This window comes from Microbacterium kunmingense (assembly GCF_023155745.1).
GTDB lineage: Bacteria > Actinomycetota > Actinomycetes > Actinomycetales > Microbacteriaceae > Microbacterium > Microbacterium kunmingense.
Map to the genome: position 1 here is coordinate 165,101 of NZ_JAKNUS010000002.1, position 20,199 is coordinate 185,299.

The following is a 20,199-nucleotide window of genomic DNA, read 5'->3' on the forward strand; positions in this document are numbered from 1 at the left end:
CCAGCGGTCGCGTGACATGATCGACGGGTGCAGGCTGACGAGCGGAAGCGACGGGAAGCGCCCGCCGTCCCCTCCGGCGCCGGAGTGTCCTTCGTCATGCCGGTTCTGAACGAGCGGGACTATCTCGCACGCGCGGTCGACACGGTTCTGACGCAGGACGTCGACGCGCCGATCGAATTGATCATCGCCCTCGCGCCGTCGAGCGACGGCACCACCGAGCTCGCTACGGAGCTCGCCGCCCGCGACCCACGCATCGTGCTGGTCGACAACCCGGCGGCAGACATCCCGGTTGGCTTGAACATCGCCATCCGCGCGAGTCGCTACCCCACCATCGTGCGGGTCGACGCGCACTCCGAACTCGAACGCGGCTACACCCGTCGTGCTCTGGAGACGCTGACGCGGGTGGGAGCGGCGAACGTCGGCGGCGTGATGCGGGCCGACGGCCGTACCCCGTTTCAGCGCGCCGTCGCGCGGGCCTACAACTCCCGGATCGGCCTCGGCGGCGGAGCGTACCACGGCGGAGCCGACGAGGGCGATGCCGAGTCGGCGTACCTCGGGGTCATGCGCCGCGCGGTCCTCGAGGAGGTGGGGCTGTTCGACGAATCCATCCGACGCGGCGAGGACTGGGAGCTGAACCTCCGCATCCGTCGCGCCGGATACCGGGTGTGGTTCGATCCGACCCTGTCGGTGACCTACTGGCCGCGCGAAAGCTGGACCCGCCTCGCGCGGCAGTTCTTCGCCACCGGACGATGGCGCGGCGAGCTCGTGCGGCGCTACGGCCTCGTGAATTCTCTCCGCTTCTTCGCACCGCCCGCACTCGTCATCGACACGGTCGCCGCCCTGGTGGTCGCCGTCCTCCAGCTCACCGCTGTCCTCAGCGGCATCCCTGCTCTCGTCGCCTCTCTCGTGCACCTGCCCGTGCTGGCCTACGTGGCGCTTATCGTGGTCGTGGCGGCGGGCCCCGGCGGCGGCGCGGGATGGCGCGACAAACTGTGGACGCTGGCCGTGCTGCCGACGATGCACTTCTCCTGGGGCACGGGATTCCTCATCGGCCTCATCCGCGGCGCCGACGACACCGTCGACACCTCACGCATCGGTGATCGCAACACGCCGCTCCCCTGAGCGACGGCGGCGTCACTCACGCGCGTGCGATGAGACCCTGATCCAGGATGCGGTGGACGACGCGTTCGGCGGCATGCCCGTCGTCGCGGGCGTTGAAGGTCCGCCGCCACGCCTCGTACTTCTCGGCGTAGACGGCCGCATCCTCCGCCGTGATCGCCGTGATCAGCTCCTGCTGCGTGCGCACCACCGGCCCGGGCGCGCGCGCCGCGAGGTCGAAATAGAAGCCGCGCAGGGTCCCGCGATAGTGGTCCATATCGGGCACGAGAAAGTACATCGGCTTGCCGGTGACACTGAAGTCGAACATCACCGACGAGTAGTCGGTGACGAGGGCATCCGCCGCCAGCAGAAGCGCCGAGGTGTCGGGGAACCCGGTGACATCGATCACCCGGGGGCCGGCGAGATCGTGACCGGGCTGAAGGGTGCGGGAGTGCCCGCGGACCAGCACGACGGAGCCGGTGTCGGCGGCCAGGCTCGCGGGATCGACGAAGTCGACGATCTCTTCCCGATCGTCCCGCCACGTGGGGGCGTAGAGGATGACGCGCTCATCGGCGGCGATGCCCAGCGCCTCACGTGTGGCGGCGCCGTCCCCCGTGACGAGGACGTCGTTGCGCGGATATCCCTCGACCCAGACGGGCCGACGCAGGAACGCGTAGGCCTTCCGCAGCACCCGTGCGGCATAAGGGTTCTGGGCGAGCAGGATGTCCCAGCGGAACGATTCGCGGACGACCGCCGCCGCCCGCCGCGGGTCGAAGCCCGGGCGGTGAAGGGCGAGGCGTTTGAGCGGTGTGCCGTGCCATGTCTGGAGGACGACCTGCCCGCCTCGGCGTGAGAAGCGGCGGCGGAGCCAGTCGTTGACGATCAGCAGGCGCGAGACGCCGCGGGCGCGCCACCACTCCGGGCTTCCCTCCACCACCGCGACGGCGCCGTCGGGCACGACCACGGACAGATCCGCGACGCTCCAATACCGCGTCACCCCCGGAACCTGCCGCGCGAGCTCGCGATCGATCGCCAGCGGGTTGCAGCTGGCGTTTCGCCCGTAGAAGCTCTCGAAGAACACCGCGTTCTCGAGTTCCCCCGCTCGGGTGGCGTATCGACGTTCGAGGGCGGCCTGACCTTCGCCGGAGTCGTACACCGGATCGATCGGCGGGCCGACGATGACCGCACCGCCGCGCAGTTCCGCGCGGAGGCTGCCGAGGAGACTCAGCGCGACATCCGGAACCTCGTCCTCCGCCCCCGCTCCGCCGGTCAGACGCAACGCATACGACCCACGAGGCAGCGGGAGGTCCGGACCACCCCAGCGTGCGACGTGCAGCGGCACCTCGACCTTCCAGCCCTGGTCGTCCACCATGACGTCCGCGGTGACACGCGCTCGCGGCCCGTCCAGACGCGCACGCTGCGGTGCGGGTCCGGTACCGGAGAGAACGAGCGAAGGCGCGGGGTCGGCATGGAATCGGGCGTCGGTCATCTGCGTCCTCTCGTGCGGCCGTCGGTCATGGCGGCGCCCGTGGCGTTCAGGATGGCACGGTGGACCCGTGCGGTGTTGCCTCCATCACGGAAGGCGTGAACCCGGGCGCTGCGCGCCGCGGAGCGATCGGCGAGGCGGGCGCGCTCGGGACCCTCGGTCAGCGCCCCGCCGAGTCGCTCGCTGATGTCCGCCCAACTCGACGCGACATCGCCTCGGGCGATCTCGTCGAACGAGCCGTAGAAGCCGCGTCGGGCGGCGTAGTCCTCGACATCCGGCGCGAGGAAGAGGACGGGTGTGCCGTTCAGGCCGGCGTCGAACACCAGCGATGAGTAGTCGGTGATGAGCAGGTCCACTCCGGGGAGGGCCGGGGTGACGTCCCGCAGGACGTCGCTGCCGAGCATCCGGATGCGCGCGCTCGGACGCGGCGGCGTGTACTCCCCCGCGCCGAGCGGGTGGGAGCGGACGAGCAGGATGGCGTCCTGCGCCTCGAGGGTGTCGCCGATCCTCCGCCAGTCCGCCGCCGTCGGCACCGCCGGATCGGGCGCACCGTCACGCCAGGTCGGTGCGTAGAGGATCACCCGCGCCGAATCCCCGATCGCCCCTGTCGTGGATGACAGCAGAGCGCGGGCCCGAGCACGACGCTCCTCGGCCGAACCCCGCGACAGCACGTCGACGCGCGGCTCTCCGGTCACCGGGACCCGCTCGTCGGGGAGGGAGAACGCCGACTCCAGGCGACCTCGCACCACGTGCGACGCGGCGGGGATCAGGCCGATCCGGCGGGTCGCGCCGCGGTACATGGCTCGGATGAGGGCGCGCATGGCGCGAGAGTGGGGAAGGATGCTGCTGCGCAGCGTCTCGGGTGAATCCAGGCCGATGCGCTTGAGCGGAATGCCGTGCCACAGCTGCACGGTGAATGCGCCGCCGGTGGCGTACCGGTTCACATCGCCGAAGCCGTGGGTGACCACGAGGACGCCCGCGCGAGCGGTGAGCCAGAGGCCGCGGAGCGAGGACTTCCTCGCCGTCGGGATGCCTCTCGCCGCGGCATCCCGATCCTCGTCCGGCGACGCGGTCAGCCACACGGCGGATCGGCCGTGCGTCGCCGCTTCCTCCCAGAGCGCGAGCGCCCCGTCGGCGATGCCGACCGCGCACCCGAACACCCAGAGATCGCGGCGCCGCGGGACCACGAGCGTCAGCACGCGACCGAGCGCGTACAGCGGAATGCTCGCGACCTTGCGTGCATTCCCCGCGCCGAACGAGAAGGACGCCATCCCGCGAGCCTATCGCGGGATGGCGTCCGAACCCGGGAGTCCCTACTGCTGCAGCTCTCCCAGAGTCACATCGGCGGTTTCGTTCTGACCGTCGCGCACGTAGGTCAGCGAGACCTCGCTGCCCGCAGCGAGCGCACGCACCTGGGCCGTGAGGTCGACCGAATCGGTGATCGGCACCCCGTTGAACTCGGTGACGATGTCGCCCGCCCGAAGCCCGGCAGCCTCGGCCGCACCGCCCGAGGTCACCTCGGCGATGTAGGCGCCGGTGATGTCGGCATCCTCGACATAGGCCGCCGACTGGACGTTGGCGCCGAGCAGCCCGTGCGTCGCCGATCCGTTCTCGATCAGCTCGTCGGTGACCCGCTGGACGATATCGGAGGGGATCGCGAAGCCGACGCCGATGTTCCCCTGGGTCGACGAGCTCCCGCCCGCTGAGGCGATGGCGACGTTGACGCCGATGAGGCGGCCCTGCGAATCGACCAGCGCACCTCCGGAGTTCCCGGGGTTGATCGCCGCATCCGTCTGGATGACCGCGATCTTGATCGATTCCGCCGGCTGACCGGACTGCTGGCCCTGGCCGAAGTCGAACGAGAACGGCGGCGCCTCGCCCTGGTTCTCCTCCGTGTCGCCCTCGTCGGGAGCGGCGGACGAGGCGATCTCGATCGAACGGTTCAACGCGCTGACGATGCCGGTGGTGACGGTGTTGGACAGTCCCAGGGGCGCACCGACGGCGGTGGTCTCGTCACCGACGTTCAGCTGGGACGAATCGGCGAACTCGATCGGAGTGAGGCCCTCGGCGTCCTGGAGCTTGATCACGGCGAGGTCGTAGAGCGGATCGGTGCCGACGATCTCGGCATCGAAGACCCGCCCGTCGGAGGTGGTCACCCGGATGGCGGCGTCCGCGGTGGCGCCGTCGAGGGTGACGACGTGGGTGTTGGTCACGACGTACCCGTCGCTGGAGAGGATGACGCCCGATCCGGTGCCGCTGCCGGCGCCGCCTGCCGCCTCGATGGTCACCACGCTCGGGACCACCTTCGCGGCGATCGCCGTGGTCTGGTTGACCTCATCGGTGTCGTTGACGGTCACGCTGGTGGGGCCGGTCGCCGTGGTCGCCGTCGAGGTCGGCTGGAACAGCGACACACCGGCGTAGGCGCCACCGAGCCCCGCGGCGCCTCCGACGACGGCGGCGGCCACGAGGAGGCCGGCCACACGTGCGGCACCGGACGTGCGCTTCGCCGGCGGCGAGGCGGGTGCGGGCTCGCCGAGGGGAAGCGTGGGCTGGGTCGCGTGTGCGGACGTGGGGTACGCCGCCGCCACGGTCGGGGGTGCGGGTCGCGGCGGGACGTGCCACCCCGCCGGCGGGGTGTGCTGGGCCGCCGGGACGGCGGGCTTCTCCGGCACAGGCGGCATCGCCGGGGTCTCCTCCGCGGGGCGGTCGCTGTTGTTCTCGCTCATCTTCGTTCCTCCTCGGGCCGCAGGCCCCTTGAAACCGTCGATCGCGTCTCTGGCCGATCTGTGAACAAGCGTGGTCACCGATCCTGTGGGTTTCTTATGATCCGCCCGCGATGCGCCTATGCAATGCTGAGGAACCCGTGCAGGAGGGATGCCACGACCGATGCCCCGAACGATTCCCGGCCCCTGGCGGCGTGTCGCCGACGGCGCCGGGCTGCTGTCCGCCGACGGGACGACCCGCCCCACCATCTTCGCCGACATGTCGGCCCTTGCGGCCCGCACCGGCGCGATCAATCTCGGTCAGGGATTCCCCGACGAAGACGGACCTGCTGTCGTTCTCGACACGGCCCGGGACGCGATCGCCCACGGTGTCAACCAGTATCCGCCCGGCCGCGGCGTCGCCGAACTGCGCGAGGCGATCGCCGCCCACCAGCAGCGGTTCTACGGTCTCCACCTCGATCCCGATCGTCATGTCCTGGTGACCGCCGGCGCGACCGAGGCCCTGGCCGCTTCCCTGTTGGCACTGGTCGACGGCCCCGACGATGAGGTCGTCGTCTTCGAGCCCTATTACGACGCGTACGCGGCGCTCGTCGCCCTGGCGGGTGCACGCCTCGTCACCGTTCCCCTCCGCTTCCCCGATTTCCAGCCCGACCCGCAGGCGCTCCGTGACGCGGTGAGCGCTCGCACCCGCGTCATCCTTGTGAACGATCCGCACAATCCCACCGGGTCGGTGTTCTCCGAGGAACTCCGCACCGAGGTGGTGCGCCTGGCCCACGAGCACGACGCCTGGATCGTGACGGACGAGGTCTACGAGCACCTCGTCTTCCAAGGGCGGCACGAGCCCATCGCGGCGATGCCGGGAGCGTGGGAGCGCACCGTGTCGATCTCATCGGGGGGCAAGACGTTCTCGACCACCGGGTGGAAAGTGGGCTGGGCGACCGGGCCGGCCGATCTCATCGAGGCCGTCCTCGCCGTCAAGCAGTACCTGACATACACCGGCGGCGCGCCCTTCCAGCCGGCCATCGCCGCGGGACTGGCCCTCACCGACGACTGGTTCGCCTCGCTGTCTGACACCCTTCGCGTCAAACGCGATCTGCTGGGTCGAGGATTGCGCGCCGCGGGCTTCGACGTGTCGGTTCCCGCCGCGACGTACTTCACGGTCGTCGACGCGAGGGCGGTCGACGTCGTCGACGCCGACCGCTTCTGTCGCGAGATGGCGGAGAGCGTCGGCGTCGTCGGCGTGCCCCTCACCGCGTTCGTGCGTCCCGAGGAACGTCCCGCCGTCGCGAGTCTCATCCGGTTCGCCGCCTGCAAGCGGGCGCCCGTCCTCGAGGAGGCCGTGGGCCGCCTGTCGCAGCTGCAGCCTCGAGACTAGGAGTCTGCGACAACCCGGAAACGGCGCAGCCGAAGAGCGGGGTTCTGCTCGCGGACCCGATCGATGACGTCCGCATCCAGGTCCGCCAGGGCGAGACCCGTTCCCGAGCCGACACCGGCGAGGATGACGCCCTGCGGATCGATGACCGCGGACAGTCCCACTCCCAGGGGCGGCGGGTGATCGGCCGCGACGACATAGGCGGTGTTCTCGATGGCGCGTGCCTGCAGGAGCGTCTGCCAGTGATGATCCTTGAGCGGACCGCGGACCCACTCCGCGGGGACGAGGATGGCGGTCGCCCCGGCGTCGGCGAGCACGCGGCCGATCTCGGGGAATCTCAGGTCGTAGCAGGTCATCAGACCGAAACGGATGCCGCCGACGGCGAACGTCTCCGGTGGCGAGGTCTCGCCCCGCTGGATCCAATCGGACTCCCGCTGGCCGAAGGCGTCGTACAGATGCAGCTTGCGGTAGACCGCGACGGGCCCGGTGTCGGTCACCGCCACGACGGTGTTGCGCACGCGACCCTCCTCGCCCCGCTCGAGCATCCCGGCGACGATGTGGGTCCCGGTCTGGGCGGCGAGGCTCTGGAGTGCCGCGACGAAGGGCCCGTCGAGGGTCTCGGCGTGCACTCCCACCGATGCGTCGAAGGGGTCGACGAAGTAGTTGGAGTACTCGGGGAGGACGACGACCCGCGCCCCTCGCCCCGCCGCGGTGCGCACGAGTCCGTCCACGGCTAGACGATTGGCCTCGGGATCGGCGCGGGGGCGGAACTGCGCCGCCGCGATGGTGAGGGGGACGATGGTCACTGCGGAAGACCTTCCGGACTCGGCTCGGTACCGTCGCGCTTGCGGAGGCGCACGACCGCCGGCACCACGACCCAGAGCACGACGACGAGAAGGACCAGCCCTCCGGCGGAAAGGAGGGCACCGGTGGTGCCGATGACGACATCGAACACGAATGCGACGACCCCGGACAGCAGCAGCGCGACGATGGTGAGGGCCGTCAGCAGCGCGACATGCCCGAAACGGACGACCGTCGCCTTGCGCCCCCGGCCGAAGAGCACACGGTGCAGCGCGACAGGCGCGAGAGCGATGATGGCGCTCAGCGCCGAGAGCACGACGAGCACGAGATAGAACCCGCGTTGCGCGGCGCTGAGCTCGGCGAAGGCGGGCTGGAAGGCCAGAGCGAGCAGGAAGCCGGTGAGGATCTGCGTGCCGGTCTGCAGGACGCGAAGCTCCTGCAGAACCTCGTTCCAGTTGCGATCGGCGCGCTCGGTGGGAGACTCGTCGCGCCCGTCGGGCCTGTCGTCTACGGCGTTCTCGGGCGGCGCGGGCATGGAGCTACCCTGCCCGGCAGGAGGGCCTGTCGGCAACCGATGCCCACGCCGGTTCGACGTCGCGAACCACGCATGCTAGGCTTTTCTCTTGTGCCGCGGGGTGGAGCAGTTCGGTAGCTCGCTGGGCTCATAACCCAGAGGTCGTAGGTTCAAATCCTGCCCCCGCAACCAAGAAGAAGGCGTCCCGGAAGGGGCGCCTTCTTGCTTTCGCCGCACCGGGTGTCCGTCCCCCACCGTGCGACACGCCTGGTCCTGTTCCGCTTACGCGTCCCGCGCCGTCGTTCCAGGGCAACATGGAAAGCGCGGACGTCTGGGGCGTCCGCGGCCGCCGCGCCCGCGGGGGTGCCGGAGCAGCGAGGGTGCCGTGTAGACACCCTCACAGCCTCCCTGTATCATCGACCAACCGATATCGCTAGGAAAACTAGCGAACTGCTCAGGAGGTGCCATGACGGAGATCGACCACGTCGTCCTTCTCGACGAGGCCGGCCGCGCCATCGGCACCGCCCCGAAGTCGAGTGTGCACGGCAGTGACACCGCACTTCACCTGGCCTTCTCCTGCCACGTCGTCAATGACGCCGGCGAGGTGCTCGTCACCCGTCGCGCCCTGACGAAGAAGACCTGGCCGGGCGTCTGGACCAACTCCTTCTGCGGCCACCCCCGGCCTGCCGAGCCGGTGCTGTCCGCCGTCCGGCGCCACGCTGAATCGGAGCTCGGGCTCGTCCTGAGCGACATCCAGCTCGCACTGCCCCTGTTCCGCTATCGCGCCACCGATGCCAGCGGCGTGGTGGAGTACGAGGTCTGCCCGGTCTACACCGCGCGCGCCGAACGCGAACCCGTGCTCAACCCCGCCGAGGTGATGGATGCCCGCTGGGTCGACCCCGCAGATCTCGCGTCGTCCCTCGTGAGCACACCGTGGGCCTTCAGCCCCTGGCTCGTGCTCCAGGCGCAGCAGCTTCACCTTTTCGACGCCGCAGAACCTCGACGACGAGCCTCATGATCCCCGCCGCCACCAGTGCCGAGATCGACCTCGCCATCGACTCGGCGGTGCAGCGCATCAGCGACCGCGCCGCGCGCCTGGGTGACGGTTTCTGCGTCCTCGGCGAAGCCATCGCCCGGGCGGCCTCGGGCGGGAAGCGGCTGCGCCCCACGCTCGTCGTGGCGTCCTTCCACGCCTTCGACGGTGACGACGCCCAGTTGCCGACCGTCTACCGCGTCGCCGCGGCGTTCGAGCTGCTGCACACCGCATTCGTCGTCCACGACGATGTGATCGACCACGACCTCATCCGCCGCGGCATCCCCAACGTCGGCGGGGAGTTCCGACTGCGCGCGCTCACCGCGGGCGCGAGCCCCGGTGGAGCGGCGACCCTCGGAGATGCGGCGGGAATCCTCGCCGGCGACCTTCTGCTCCACGAAGCCGGGCGACTCATCGCCACCTCCGATGCGACCTCGCAGGCGCGCGAGGCGCTGTTCGGCCTCCTCGACGACGCCGTCTTCGTCTCGGCAGCCGGGGAGCTCGCCGACGTCGAGAACGCGGTGGTCCCCGATCTCGCCGAGGACGCGGCGCTGATCGCCGCTGCGCGCGACAAGACCGCTGTCTACTCCTTCAGCGCCCCCCTGCAGGCCGGGGCTGTTCTCGCGGGAGCCGACGAGGCCTCGATCGCCGCTCTGGGCGATGCCGGTGCACGTATCGGCTTGGCGTTCCAGCTCGTCGACGACCTGATCGGCGCGTTCGGGACCGCCGATCAGGCGGGGAAGGAGGAGGGCGGCGACCTTCGGGAGGCGAAGCGCACCCCGCTCATCGCCTTCGCCCGACAGACCGCCGCATGGTCTCGGGTCAACGACGCCCTCGCCGTGGCCCACACCGGACCGATCGCCATCCGCGAGGCCCAGGAGGCCCTGGAGGCCAGCGGAGCGCGTACCCGGCTGCGCGAGCTGATCGACGACACGCTCGCCGGTGCGGGAAAGCACTCCGCCGCCCGAGAGCTCCCCGTCGCTGCGAGAATGCTGTTGCAGGACCTCTGCGTCCGCATTCAGGAGAGGATTCCGTGACCGCATCCGGCGATCGTCCCACCGGGCTCGCACAGTACGACCGCACGGCTGAGGACGCGTCCGCTGCCGTCATCGCCGCGTATTCCACCTCCTTCGGCCTTGCGACCCGGCTCCTGGGCCCCCGACCGCGCCCGCACGTGCGCAACGTCTACGCGCTGGTGCGCGTGGCCGACGAGATCGTCGACGGCCCCGCCCACGAGGCAGGTCTGGATCCCGAGGCGGAGCGCGCTGTGCTGGACGATCTCGAAGCGGAGACGATGGCCGCGATCGACCGCGGCTTCAGCTCGAACCTCGTCGTCCATGCCTTCGCCCGCACCGCGCGGGAATGCCTCATCGGCGCCGACCTCATCGCTCCCTTCTTCCAGTCGATGCGCACCGACCTCACCGTCGCCAATCACGACGACGCGTCGCACGACTCCTACGTCTACGGCTCGGCGGAGGTGGTGGGTCTGATGTGCCTCCACGTGTTCGTCAACGCCGACAACCCCCGACCCGCCCTTCCCGACCCGTCGCTCGTCGAAGGGGCCAGGCGTCTGGGTGCGGCGTTCCAGGACGTCAACTTCCTTCGCGACCTCTTCCACGACGAAGGCGCGCTGGGTCGCGATTACCTCGGCGTCACCACCGGCCGGCGCAGCCGCACCGACGTCCTCGACCGGATCGACGCCGACCTCGCGGCCGCCGCCGCGACCATCCCGTCCCTTCCCGCCGACTGCCGGCGCGCCGTAACGGTCGCACACGACCTGTTCGCCGAGCTCTCCCGGCGACTCCGCCGCGAGGGTGACGACAGCCGCACCCGGGTCCGCGTACCCGACACCGTGAAAGCCGCCCTCGCCGCGCGCGCGATGCTGGGGCTGCACCCGAGAGGAGCTCGTGCATGACCGCCGAACGAACCGTGGTGATCGGCGGCGGCATCGCCGGACTCGCCACCGCGGCACTGCTCGCCGTCGAGGGACACGAGGTCACCGTCCTGGAGGCCCGGGGCGACGTCGGGGGCCGAGCCGGATCGTGGGAGAGCGACGGCTTCCGCTTCGACACCGGCCCGAGCTGGTACCTCATGCCCGAGGTGTTCGACCACTTCTTCCGGCTCGTGGGAACCACCGCCGACGCAGAGCTCGACCTGATCAAACTCGACCCCGCATATCGCGTCTACCGCGAGCCGGCGTCCTCCGGCGCCGCCGGCGAGTCGGTCGATGTCCGCTCCGGGCGTGCGGAGGCGACGGCCCTGTTCGAATCCCTCGAGCCGGGCGCAGGGGAAAAGCTCGCCACCTATCTCGATTCGGCCGGCAACGCCTACGACCTCGCGGTCTCGCGATTCCTGTACGACACGTACGAGACCACGGCGGGCTTGCGCGATCCGGCACTGCTGAAGCGTCTGCCTCAGCTGCTGCCGCTGCTGACAACGACCCTCGCCCGATTCGTCGACCAGCGGTTCCGCGAGCCGATGCTGCGGCAGATCCTGGAGTACCCCGCGGTGTTCCTCGGCGGCTCACCCTACGGCGTGCCGAGTCTCTACCACCTCATGAGCCACCTCGATCTCGACGACCGCGTCCTCTACCCCCGGGGTGGGTTCACCGAGGTCATCCGCGCTGTCGAGCGGGTCGCCCGGCGTCACGGTGTGACGATCCGCACCGACGCCGAGGTCTCGGCCATCGTCACCGCGGACGATGCCGGCCCGGTCCGGGCGACCGGCGTGCGCCTGCAGGACGGCGAAGTGATCCACGCCGACCTGGTGGTGTCGGCTGCGGATCTGCACCACACCGAGACCGCACTGCTCCCCCGGGAGCTGCAGACCTACCCCGAGGAGTGGTGGACCCGCAAGCAGCCGAGTCCCGGTGCGCTCCTCCTCCTTCTCGGCGTCGAGGGCGAACTCCCCGAGCTCGCCCACCACACGCTGATGTTCGTCGACCGGTGGAAGGCGAACTTCGAGGCCATCTTCGGCACCGACGCCCACATCCCCGATCCCGCGTCCATCTACATCTGCCGACCGAGCGCCACCGATGAGACCGTGGCTCCCGCCGGTCACGAGAATCTGTTCGTGCTCGTTCCCATTCCCGCCGACCCCTCCCTCGGACGTGGCGGGATCGAAGGCGACGGCGACCCGCGCATCGAGGCGGCCGCCGATCAGGTCATCGCGCAGATCTCCGAGTGGGCGGGGATCCCCGATCTCGCCGACCGTATCGTCGTGCGTCGCACGATCACCCCCGGCGACTTCCTCCACGATCTCCACGCCTGGCGCGGGAACTCGCTCGGGCTCGCGCACACCCTCAACCAGAGCGCGGTCTTCCGGCCGCGCAACGCATCCAAGAAGGTGCGCGGACTGGTCTACGCGGGGGCATCCACGCTTCCGGGTATCGGTCTGCCGATGTGCCTCATCTCGGCCGAGCTGGTGCTCAAGCGGCTGCGCGGCGATCGCAGCCCGGGGCCGCTCCCCGAGCCTGCGAGGGTGTGAGGTGCCCGGGCTCTACCTCCTGGCGATCGTTTTCTCCGGCGCGGGAATGGCCGTGATCGACGCGCGCTATCGTCTCGCCCTGTGGCGCACTCCCCTGGCCACCATCGTCTCGGTCGCCGTGGGCGTGATCTTCTTCCTCGCCTGGGACGTCGTCGGCATCATCACGGGGGTGTTCTTCCAGGGGGACAGTCCGCTGTTCATCGGGATCTCGGTCGCGCCCGAGCTGCCGCTGGAGGAGGTCTTCTTCCTCACCTTCCTCTGCTATCTTGCGGTGCTCTTCTACAGCGCGGCGCTGCGCCTGGGAGAGCACCGGGCCAGGCGTCGCCGCACACGGGAAGACGAGGCACGATCGTGACCTACGTGCTGATCAACATCCCGTTCCTCCTCGTCGCCGCCGCAGTGACGCTGGCCACCGTGCGACTGCCGCGATTCCGCGAGAGGATGGTCGCATCCCTCGCCGGTGCGGTGGTGCTCGTCATCCTCACCGCGATCTTCGACAACGTCATCATCGGAACAGGACTCGTGGCCTACGACGAAGAACATCGCAGCGGCATTCTCATCGGGCTGGCCCCCATCGAGGACTTCGCGTACGCGGTGGCCGCCGCCTTCCTGGTCCCCGCCGTCCACACCCTGGTGACGAGCGGTCGCCACCGCCGGGAGCAGACCTCATGACCACCCCGACTCCGCTGCGCACGGGTCGCGTGATCCGACAGCTCTTCGTCTCCTCCCGTCCGGTCAGCTGGATCAACACGGCCTATCCGTTCGCCGCGGCGTATCTGCTGGCCACGCGTCAGGTCGATCTCACCCTCATCCTGGGTGCTCTGTTCTTCCTCATCCCCTACAACGTCGCGATGTACGGCATCAACGACGTCTTCGACTACGAATCCGACCTGCGCAACCCCCGGAAGGGCGGCGCGCACGGCGCGGTGCTCGATCAACGGCTCCACGCCCTCACCCTGTGGGTGTCGGGGTTGCTGTGCCTGCCGTTCGTGGCCTACCTGGTGTGGGTCGGCTCACCGGCCTCCTGGCTGGTGCTGGCGGCGAGCCTGTTCTTCGTGGTGTTCTACAGCGCCCCGCCGCTGCGGTTGAAGGAGCGGCCGTTCGCCGACTCGCTCACCAGCAGCATCCACTTCTTCTCCCCCGCCGTGTACGCGCTCGTCCTGGCCGGGGTCGCCTGGACCTGGCAGCTCGTCGCCGTCATCGTCGCCTTCGCCCTCTGGGGGATCGCCTCCCACGCCTTCGGCGCCGTCCAGGACGTCCTCGCCGACCGAGCGGCGGGCATCAGCTCCATCGCGACGGCACGCGGTGCGCGGTGGACCGTCCGGTTCGCCCTCGCCTGCTACTTCGCCGCGGGCCTGGTGATCCTCGCGACAGCGTGGCCGGGTCCGTTGGCGGTGATCGCCGTGCTGCCCTACATCGCGATCGTGTGGCCGTACCGTTCGGTCACTGATGAGACCGCGGAAAAGGCGACGATCGGCTGGCGCCGTTTCCTGTGGATCAACCAGATCGCGGGCTTCATCGTCACGGTGCTGCTGATCTCCTACGGACTCCTCGCTGCCGCCTGACCAGCGCATGGTAGAGCCGCCCGCAACGGGCGACACATGACGGATGCCCCGGACCGGCGCCCCTCGGAAGGGACGCGGTGCCGGGGCATTCGCGTGTGGTGCGTCGCCAGTGGCGCGCTACTGCTGGTCGCCGAGCTCGATGAGCCGCTCCACCGCTGCCGTCAGCCGCGCATCGGCTTCGCCGTACGCCGCCCAGTCCGCCGCCTGGAGAGCCGCCTGACGATCCATCATCGCGTCCTGCGCCTCCTGCAGCGCCGCCTGGTATTCATCGGCGGGCGGAACGGTGGGCGCGGGCGTCTCGCCGGCATCTCCAGTCTCGGACGGCGTGGGCGTCGGAGTCGGGCTCGGCGCAGGGTTCGCGTCCGGCGGCACGTCCGTGTCACCGGCCGTGGCCCCCGAGTCACCGCCGAACAGGGTGTCCAGCGCTTCGTTGAGGGTGTTCTCGAACGCGATCCGGTCACCGAAGGCGACGAGCACGCGCTGCAGTGTCGGCAGCTGCGTGCCACCGGAGGACTGCACGAACACCGGCTGGACGTAGAGCAGACCGCCGCCGACGGGGAGCGTCAGGAGGTTGCCGTTGAGCACGTCGGACTGTCCCTGCGAGAGGATGTTGATCTGCGCCGAGACGGTGGGGTCGGCGTCGAAGGTGTTCTGCACCTGGCCGGGGCCGGGCACGGGGGTCTCCGCGTCGATCTCCAGCATCCGAAGCTTGCCGTAGTCCTCGCTCTTCACGCCCGCCTCGGATCCGGCATTGGAGTCGACCGCGAGATACCCCATCAGGACATTCCGGCTCGCCCCGCCCTCGGACGAGGGGATGAAGGTCGTGAACATCGAGTAGCTCGGCGCCGCCTGGCCCGGCATCTGGATCGTGGAGTAGTACGGCGGCTGGAAGCTGCCGGGATCCTGGGGGTCCTCCGGGGTCGCCCAGGCGTTGTCGCGCTGGTAGAAGGCCCGCGCGTCGTCCACGTGGTAGACACCGAGCATGGCGCGCTGGATCTTGAACAGATCGGTCGGGTAGCGCACGTGGCTCATCAGGTCTGCGGACATCTCGCTGATCGGCTGCACGGTGGAGGGGTAGACCTTCTGCCAGGCCTGCAGGATCGGGTCCTCGTCGTCCCACGCATAGAGCGTGACGGAACCGTCGTACGCGTCGACGGTGGCCTTGACGGAGTTGCGCACGTAGTTGATGTCGTCGATGGCGAATCGCGGCTGGACGTTGTTGGCATCGGCGATCGCCTGCTGCAGGCTCACCGTCGTGGAGTAGGGGTAGTTCGCACTCAGGGTGTACCCGTCGACGATCCACACGATCCGGCCGTCCACGACGCTCGGGTAGGGGTCGCTGTCGAGCGTGAGGTACGGCGCGACCTTCTCCACCCGGGTGAGCGGATCGCGGTCGTAGAGGATCTGCGATTCCTCGTTGACGAAGTCGGAGAAGAGGATCTGCTCCGACTGGAACTTCAGTGCGTAGATGAGGCGGTTGAAGACGTTGCCGACGCTCGGCCCACCGTCGCCGGTGAAGGTGTACCGGGTCTCGCTCTCGCCGTCCCCACCGGACGGGTAGTCGAGCTCGAACGGCTCCGTTCCCTCCGGAGCGCCGACGATCGAGTAGGGCGGGGAGTTCTCGCCGAAGTAGATCCTCGGCTGATACTCCTCTTCCTCGGTGAGGACACCGGAGACCGGGATCCCACGCTCGATGAATTCGGGGAAGCCCTCGACGGTCCGCGCGTTACCGCGCGCTGCGACCATGCCGTAGCCGTGGGTGTACACCACCGTGGTGTTCTGCCAGGTCGAAGCCTGGCCGAGACGGTCCACGTCCAACTCGCGTACCGAGACGATGGTGTCCTGGGACTGCCCGTCGATCTCGTACCGGTCCACGTCCAGCGTCTCGGGGAACTGATAGAACGCGCGGTACTGCTCCTGCTGCCGTACGGTCGGACTGATGATGGCGGGGTCCATGATGCGGATGGATGCGGTCGTCTCCGCATCCTCGCGCAGCTGACCGGGCTCGACGTCGGTGACGGCGGAGAAGTCGGTCTTCTCCAGCCCGTCGATGCCGTAGGCCATCTTCGTCATGTCGATGTTGCGCTGGTAGTACTCGCTCTCGAGTGTGAGCTGGTTCGGCCGAACCTGGAAGGTGTTGAGCACCCACGGGTACCCGACGCCGACCACGATGGCGGAGATCACCAGGAGCGCCGTGGCGATGAGGGGGTAGCGCCAGCGTCCGATGACGGCTGTGACGAAGAAGAGGATGGCGACGATCGCCGCGACGATGGCGAGGATCGTCTGACCGGGGATGATCGCGTTGACACCGGTGTACCCGGGGCCGGTGATGCGGTCGTACGGTTCGACGAGCGTCCGGTAGCGGTCCAGCCACAGGCTTCCCGCCTGAACCAGGATGTACAGTCCCGCGATGACCGCGAGCTGGATGCGCGCGGCCTTGGAGATGCGCAGCTCCCGCTGCCCGACCCGGACCGAGCCGTAGAGGTAGGACACCAGTCCCGAGACGAGCAGGCACACCAGGAGGACCGCGGAGGCGAAGCCGAGGACCGAGCCGTAGAACGGCATGGCGAACATGTAGAACCCGGTGTCCAGGCCGAACTCGGGGTCGGTCACCGTGGTCTGCACGCCGTTGAACCACAGCCAGGTCGTCTCCCACTGGGTCGAGGCGGCGAACCCGGCGAAGAAGCCGAAGAACACCGGGATCCCCCACATCGCCAGACGGCGCAGCGGCTCGACGACCTCCTGGTAGCGGTCGAGCTGGGAGCTCAGGCGCGCATACACCGGCCGGAGCCGATAGGCGAGCTGGATCGCGAGCCAGACCGGGATGCCCATCGCGAAGAAGCCGACGGCGAACATCACCACGCGCGCGACCCACTGGGTCACGAGCACCGAGGTGAATTCGAGCTGCTCGTACCAGAGCCAGTCGGCGTAGAGGTTGGCGAAGATGAAGAAGGCCGCCACGAGTGCCGCGATCACGGCAAGGGTGATGGCGATCGCCCGTCGGGATCGGGAGGGTGCGGCCTGCGGCGCGGGGGTCGTGGTCACGGTCTCAATCCTAAGAGGGCGTTTCCCGGCGCACGCGCGGGCCGGGTGTGGTCAGGGCGAACGCTCAGCCCGCTGTCGGTCAGCCAGCCGCGGTCGCCGTCGCGGTGCAGGTGGGAAGCGTGTCGAGATCGCCGCCTTCGGCGAGGGTCTCCACGGCGGTCAGCGCGTCGTCGAGATCCTCGACGGCGAAGACGCGCAGGCCGTCCGGGACGTGCCCGACCACCTCGTCGCAGTTCGCCTGCGGCGCGAGGAACCACTCCGCACCGGCCCCCACCGCGCCCCACATCTTCTGACGGATGCCGCCGATCGGCCCGACCACGCCGTCGGCCGTGATGGTCCCGGTTCCGGCGACGTCCTCTCCGCCGGTCAGGTCCCCGGGGCTGAGCAGGTCGACGATGCCCAGTGCGAACATCATTCCGGCGCTCGGACCGCCGACGTTGTTCAACTGGATCTCCACGTCGATGGGGAAGTCGAACCGTCTCTGCAGGACCACGCCGATCACCCACGACGTCGTCCCGTCCTCCGCGACCGTCTCGGTGGGTGAGACCGACACGGTCTCCTCCTCGCCGTCCCGCAGGATCGTCAGCTCCACGTCGTCGCCCTCGCCGTCGTTGATGATGCGACGCAGATCGTCCACGCCCTCGATCGGAGTGCCGTTCGCGGCGAGGATCATGTCATCGACCTGAAGGACCCCTTCGGAGGCGGAGTCGGGCGAGAACTCGTAGACCACGATGTCGGAGGGCACGTCGAACCCCGCCTCGGTGAGGGCGGCGGCGGTAGCGTCCTGCTGCGAGTTGACCATCAACGTGGTGCTCTGCGTCCGGCGCTCCTCGGTGGTCTGTCCCGCGGGGAAGACCGACTCGAGGGGAAGGACCGCCCGCGTACGGTCGAACCACGCACCGGCGAGCTCGAGCCACGACGGTGTCCGCTGCGGATTGCCGACCACCTGCACGGTGAGGAGGTCCAGCGATCCGTCGGTGGCGTAGGTCTCCGCGCCGTCGATCGTGATGAGCGGCACATCCTCGCCGTCGGCGTTCTGCGCGGTGCCGAGGGTGTTGTAGACCGGACCCGGCTGCTGGATCACGTAGGCGGTCGGCAGGAAGGTGAGCACGAGCAGAACGACGAGTGCGACCACAAGCGCCCAGATGCCCGCCAGCGCGGCGCGGCTCATCGGCCGCCGCGGCGGCGGCGTGACCGTCACCTTCTCGTCGAACAGCACCACCGGTGTCCCTGCTTCCTGCCTGATCCTCGTGCCGATGTCGCTGTTCGTTCGCGACCGGCGTAAGGGTGCGCCCGGTCTGTTCGGAGAGTGCGATCATCCGTGGCACTAGCGTAGACACCACGTCTTTGACCCGGCTGAGAGGGCGATTCACGTGCCAGACGACGACCGCAGCCCCGAGGATGAGTTCCAGGAGCTCATGCGTCAACTGTTCGGCGGGGGTGGCGGCGCTCCCGATCCCGAGGCGCTCGCGCGCCTGTCGGGGATGAACATCGACCCCGCCATGATGCAGACCATCATGTCTCAGCTCCAGGGCGCCTTCGCCGCCGGGAGCGAGGGGATTCCCTGGGAGACGACCAGACGCGGAGCCCTCCACATCGCCAATCAGGACGGGCTGAGCGTCACCGGCGGTCAGCGCTCCGATCTGGATCAGGCATTCTCCCTCGCGAACCTCTGGCTCGGGGAGGCCACGGCGGTGTCGGACCTTGCGACCACGCCGAAGGTGATCACGCGCGGAGCCTGGGTCGAGTCCACCCTGCCGGTGTGGCAGGAACTGGCCGAGCCGGTGGCATCGAGCATCACCGACGCGCTCACCCGAGCCCTCAGCGAGCAGGCTCCCGAAGAGATGAGGGCGCTCGTCGAGGGCGCCGGCCGACTCATGCGGACCGTCGGCGGATCGCTGTTCGCCTCGCAGCTCGGCCAGGTCGTCGGCAACCTCTCCAAGGAGGTCGTCAGCGGCGGCGATGTGGGAATCCCGCTCATGCCCGACGGGGAAGCGGCGATCCTCCCCCAGAACTTCGCCGACTTCGGACGGGACCTCGAGATCCCCGACGACCAGCTCGCGCTGTACGTCGCCGCCCGGGAGCTCGCGCACGCGCGCCTGTTCCGCCACGCCCGCTGGCTGCGCCTGCACGTCATCTCACAGGTCACCGAGTTCGCCCGCGCGATCCACGTCGACACCGATGCGCTCGAAGACCTGGCGACCCGATTCGACCCCTCCGAACCGGAGGAGCTTCGACGCGCTCTCGAGAGCGGCGCGCTCCTCCCCCCGCGCACCGAGGCCCAGAACGCGGCGCTGGCGCGCCTGGAGAACCTCCTGGCGACCGTCGAGGGGTGGGTGGATGTCGTGACCGAGGACGCCACCTCTCGCCTGCCTTCCGCGGCCCGGATCGCCGAGGCGGTTCGTCGCCGCCGTGCGGTCGGGGGGCCGGCCGAGCGTGCACTCGGTTCGCTCGTCGGACTGGAGCTGCGCCCCCGGCGCATGCGCGAAGCCGCGGCGATGTGGCGTGCGGTGACGGACGCGGTCGGGATCGCGGGTCGGGACGCCCTGTGGGACTACCCCGATCTGATGCCGGGAGCCGACGACATCGACGACCCCTCGGCACTTGTCTCCCGACTGCAGGCGCGCGCGCGGGGCGAGGAACCGGTGCGCGACGAGATGGATGACGCGCTGGAGCGCCTGCTGTCTGGTGAGGCGGGCGACGGTGAGGCGGGCGACGGCGACGCCGTCGAGGCGGACGATGACGACACCGACGGACCGGAGGGACCCCGGCCGGTGTGACGCGCGGCCTCTCCTGCACAGGGGAGGATGATCCCCCGAGGCGGCACCCGGCCTGTGGACAGCCACCACGGAGAGGTCTCGGCGACGAGGATCGGGGCATGCTCCGATTGGACCCGGCCTATCCCCCGCTCTGGCGCTCCCCCTGGGATCTGCAATTCGGGCTGGAGCCGGTCGTGACCCTGACCGCCCCGAGCGTCTGGCAGGAGCGGCTGATCACCGAGCTGGGAACCGGGCTCCCCGCGGCGGCGATCCCCCTCGTCGCCGCGTCGTGGGGCGCACCCGTCGGGGCCTGCGAC

17 protein-coding genes and 1 tRNA gene are annotated in these 20,199 nt (G+C 69.6%); 11 read left to right on the top strand and 7 right to left on the bottom strand.

Annotation, left to right across the window (positions count from 1 at the left end):
• The first annotated feature begins 27 nt into the window (after positions 1–27).
• Positions 28–1,122: a glycosyltransferase family 2 protein gene (locus tag MA875_RS03505; RefSeq protein WP_504915090.1), complete on the top strand. Its 1,095-nt coding sequence runs from the start codon at positions 28–30 to the stop codon at positions 1,120–1,122.
• Between the two features lie 16 nt (positions 1,123–1,138).
• Here the strand turns inward: MA875_RS03505 and MA875_RS03510 are convergent, their stop codons facing one another.
• From MA875_RS03510 to MA875_RS03520, 3 genes are read right to left on the bottom strand one after another with little or no spacing between them, the layout of a single operon-like run.
• A complete protein-coding gene (locus MA875_RS03510; RefSeq protein WP_248240309.1) occupies positions 1,139–2,587 on the bottom strand; it encodes a CDP-glycerol glycerophosphotransferase family protein in 1,449 nt (482 codons plus the stop codon).
• Positions 2,584–3,855 carry a CDP-glycerol glycerophosphotransferase family protein gene (locus MA875_RS03515; RefSeq protein WP_248240310.1) on the bottom strand — a complete coding sequence of 424 codons (1,272 nt, stop codon included), beginning with the start codon at positions 3,853–3,855 and terminating at the stop codon, positions 2,584–2,586. Before MA875_RS03515 ends, MA875_RS03510 begins: the two co-directional genes overlap by 4 nt.
• Before the next feature lie 42 nt (positions 3,856–3,897).
• Positions 3,898–5,310, bottom strand: coding sequence for a trypsin-like peptidase domain-containing protein (locus MA875_RS03520; RefSeq protein ID WP_248240311.1), 1,413 nt, complete (start codon positions 5,308–5,310; stop codon positions 3,898–3,900).
• A gap of 160 nt (positions 5,311–5,470) precedes the next feature.
• Between MA875_RS03520 and MA875_RS03525 the strand changes: the two genes are divergently transcribed.
• Positions 5,471–6,682 (top strand): aminotransferase class I/II-fold pyridoxal phosphate-dependent enzyme, encoded by a 1,212-nt coding sequence (locus MA875_RS03525; protein ID WP_248240313.1) that lies wholly within the window; start codon positions 5,471–5,473, stop codon positions 6,680–6,682.
• Here MA875_RS03525 and MA875_RS03530 read toward each other — a convergent pair.
• Together MA875_RS03530 and MA875_RS03535 are read right to left on the bottom strand one after the other, a co-directional pair.
• Positions 6,679–7,485, bottom strand: a complete 807-nt coding sequence (locus MA875_RS03530; RefSeq protein ID WP_248240315.1) for a carbon-nitrogen hydrolase family protein — start codon at positions 7,483–7,485, stop codon at positions 6,679–6,681. The two genes, MA875_RS03525 and MA875_RS03530, sit on opposite strands and share 4 nt — an antisense overlap.
• A complete protein-coding gene (locus MA875_RS03535; protein WP_248240317.1) occupies positions 7,482–8,015 on the bottom strand; it encodes a DUF6328 family protein in 534 nt (177 codons plus the stop codon). The genes MA875_RS03530 and MA875_RS03535 overlap by 4 nt, the downstream gene beginning before the upstream one ends.
• 94 nt (positions 8,016–8,109) lie before the next feature.
• Here MA875_RS03535 and MA875_RS03540 point away from each other — a divergent pair.
• From MA875_RS03540 to MA875_RS03575, 8 genes are all read left to right on the top strand, one after another.
• Positions 8,110–8,186 (top strand) — tRNA-Met (locus tag MA875_RS03540).
• Between the two features lie 274 nt (positions 8,187–8,460).
• A complete protein-coding gene (gene idi, locus MA875_RS03545; protein WP_248240319.1) occupies positions 8,461–9,012 on the top strand; it encodes an isopentenyl-diphosphate Delta-isomerase in 552 nt (183 codons plus the stop codon).
• On the top strand, positions 9,009–10,064 hold the full coding sequence (locus MA875_RS03550) for a polyprenyl synthetase family protein (protein WP_248240320.1): 1,056 nt from the start codon (positions 9,009–9,011) through the stop codon (positions 10,062–10,064). The genes idi and MA875_RS03550 overlap by 4 nt, the downstream gene beginning before the upstream one ends.
• The gene (locus MA875_RS03555) at positions 10,061–10,942 is read left to right on the top strand and encodes a phytoene/squalene synthase family protein (RefSeq protein WP_248240321.1); all 882 of its coding nucleotides are present in this window, start codon (positions 10,061–10,063) and stop codon (positions 10,940–10,942) included. Before MA875_RS03550 ends, MA875_RS03555 begins: the two co-directional genes overlap by 4 nt.
• Positions 10,939–12,513, top strand: coding sequence for a phytoene desaturase family protein (gene crtI / locus MA875_RS03560; RefSeq protein WP_248240322.1), 1,575 nt, complete (start codon positions 10,939–10,941; stop codon positions 12,511–12,513). Before MA875_RS03555 ends, crtI begins: the two co-directional genes overlap by 4 nt.
• 1 nt (position 12,514) lies before the next feature.
• Positions 12,515–12,868 (top strand): lycopene cyclase domain-containing protein, encoded by a 354-nt coding sequence (locus MA875_RS03565; RefSeq protein ID WP_248240323.1) that lies wholly within the window; start codon positions 12,515–12,517, stop codon positions 12,866–12,868.
• Positions 12,865–13,185, top strand: a complete 321-nt coding sequence (locus tag MA875_RS03570; RefSeq protein ID WP_248240324.1) for a lycopene cyclase domain-containing protein — start codon at positions 12,865–12,867, stop codon at positions 13,183–13,185. Before MA875_RS03565 ends, MA875_RS03570 begins: the two co-directional genes overlap by 4 nt.
• Positions 13,182–14,078 (top strand): prenyltransferase, encoded by an 897-nt coding sequence (locus tag MA875_RS03575; RefSeq protein WP_248240326.1) that lies wholly within the window; start codon positions 13,182–13,184, stop codon positions 14,076–14,078. The genes MA875_RS03570 and MA875_RS03575 overlap by 4 nt, the downstream gene beginning before the upstream one ends.
• 117 nt (positions 14,079–14,195) lie before the next feature.
• Here the strand turns inward: MA875_RS03575 and MA875_RS03580 are convergent, their stop codons facing one another.
• A complete protein-coding gene (locus MA875_RS03580) occupies positions 14,196–17,123 on the bottom strand; it encodes a UPF0182 family membrane protein (RefSeq protein WP_248240327.1) in 2,928 nt (975 codons plus the stop codon).
• Between the two features lie 79 nt (positions 17,124–17,202).
• On the bottom strand, positions 17,203–18,345 hold the full coding sequence (locus tag MA875_RS03585) for a YlbL family protein (RefSeq protein WP_248240328.1): 1,143 nt from the start codon (positions 18,343–18,345) through the stop codon (positions 17,203–17,205).
• Between the two features lie 196 nt (positions 18,346–18,541).
• On the opposite strand from MA875_RS03585, the gene MA875_RS03590 reads away from it, so the two are divergent.
• Entirely contained in the window at positions 18,542–19,903 is a 1,362-nt protein-coding gene (locus MA875_RS03590) for a zinc-dependent metalloprotease (RefSeq protein WP_248240657.1), read from the top strand.
• The last annotated feature ends 296 nt before the right edge of the window (positions 19,904–20,199 follow it).